Raw genomic sequence first — 1,727 nt, forward strand, 5'->3', positions numbered from 1 at the left:
CCCATGCCCCATGCCCCATGCCCAATAATATTACATATCTTCTAATTCAATTCCTTTGGTTTCTTTAATAAAAAACAGAACGAAGAAGAAGGAAATAGCTGCCGCCGTTGTATATAAGCCGTAAGCAGCACCTAGACCGAAATATTGCAGAATGGGAGGAAATGTTGTGGAAATAGCAAAATTAGCAACCCATTGTATTGCCGCAGCTACCGAAAGTGCAGCAGCTCGGATCTTGTTATTAAACATTTCTCCTAATAGCACCCAGGTGACTGGCCCCCAGGAGAAACCGAAGCAAAATACATAAAAATTAGCTGCTAAAAGAGCAATCACACCAGCTGAACCACTGAGAGTCAGGTTACCAGCAGGATCTAGTTGCCCGGTTCTAAAAACAGCAGTCATTGTCCCCAAGGTCGCAACCATGCCAATTGACCCTAAAATCAGCAAAGGCTTACGACCAAATTTATCTACAAAGGCGATGGCAATTAAAGTAGTAATAATATTGACCGCCGCTGTAATTACTGTAGTCGTGAGGGAATCTTTTTCAGAAAAACCCACTGCCCGCCACAAAACGCTGCTGTAATAAAAGATCACATTAATCCCAACCAATTGCTGGAATACGGATAAACCTATTCCTATCCAAACAATCGGCAAAAGCCCACCACTTCTTCCTAACAAATCAGAAAACTTAGGCTGACGTTCGCGTAAAACTGTTTGTCGAATTTCTTCGATTTTTGCTACTACGTTACCCCCTAAAATCTTAGTCAAAACGTTAGCAGCTTCTGGTTCCCGTCCTTGAGCAACCAAGTAACGGGGGGATTCCGGAATCATTAAAGCTGCCATTCCGTAGAGTACCGCAGGAGGAATTTCTGTCCAAAACATCCACCGCCAAGCTGCTATTCCAAACAAAAATGGTGACTCGGCTGAACCAGCTGATACAGCAATAAAGTAGTCGCATAGCAATGCGATGAAAATACCAACTACAATCGCTAATTGCTGGAGAGATCCCAACCTTCCCCGCAAATGGGTGGGAGAACATTCTGCAATGTAAGCTGGCGCGATGACGCTAGCAGCCCCAACTGCAAGCCCACCTAATAGCCGCCAAAAGGTAAAATCCCAAATACCTACACCAAGGCCGGAACCAATGGCACTAATGGTAAACAACACCGAAGCAACTACCATTGCCTTAACTCGACCATAGCGGTCTGCAATCTTTCCTGCATAAAACGCTCCCACCGCAGACCCCAACAATGCCAGCGACACAGCAAGGCCAGTCTGTACGCTGTTAGCGTTAAAAGCTTTGGAGATAGCTGCAACTGCACCGTTAATCACTGCGGTGTCAAAACCAAACAAAAAACCGCCAAGAGCCGCAGCACCAGCAATCAAAATCACATAGAATGTATTGGATTTCCTACGATCAGTAGTAGTAGTCATGTTTGTATCTCATAGATTATTTAACCTGAAAAAATCAAAAATCTGCTGTTAGCAAATCAAGATATAGTAGTCAGATTTGATTCATGAACTAATCTGTATAGGCAGGCAATAGGCAACAGGGTTATAAAAGAGTAAAGTGTACAGAATTTTGTTCAAAAATCAAATAGGATTACTATAGAAAGATACTTTTGTATAACAGTACCTCCTATTTAAGAAACCTTAGATTACTTTTTTTAGAAAAATTTGAAGTAGTGTAATTAAAAATTGATGTTGTATTGAAAGATATAGATAAAGTT

The 1,727-nt window shown here is 41.9% G+C and carries 1 protein-coding gene; it reads right to left on the minus strand.

All coding sequences use genetic code 11. The annotated features are described in order from the left end of the window. Positions 1-30 precede the first annotated feature (30 nt). Positions 31-1,431 (minus strand): sugar porter family MFS transporter, encoded by a 1,401-nt coding sequence (locus tag GNE10_RS34310; protein ID WP_185570478.1) that lies wholly within the window; start codon positions 1,429-1,431, stop codon positions 31-33. Positions 1,432-1,727 lie beyond the last annotated feature (296 nt).

This window comes from Nostoc sp. 2RC (assembly GCF_014222165.1).
GTDB classification, from domain to species: domain Bacteria; phylum Cyanobacteriota; class Cyanobacteriia; order Cyanobacteriales; family Nostocaceae; genus Nostoc; species Nostoc linckia.

Excerpts from the sequence above, each read along its gene's own strand:
- GNE10_RS34310 (WP_185570478.1), bottom strand. The coding sequence starts at position 1,431 with ATGACTACTACTACTGATCGTAGGAAATCCAATACATTCTATGTGATT.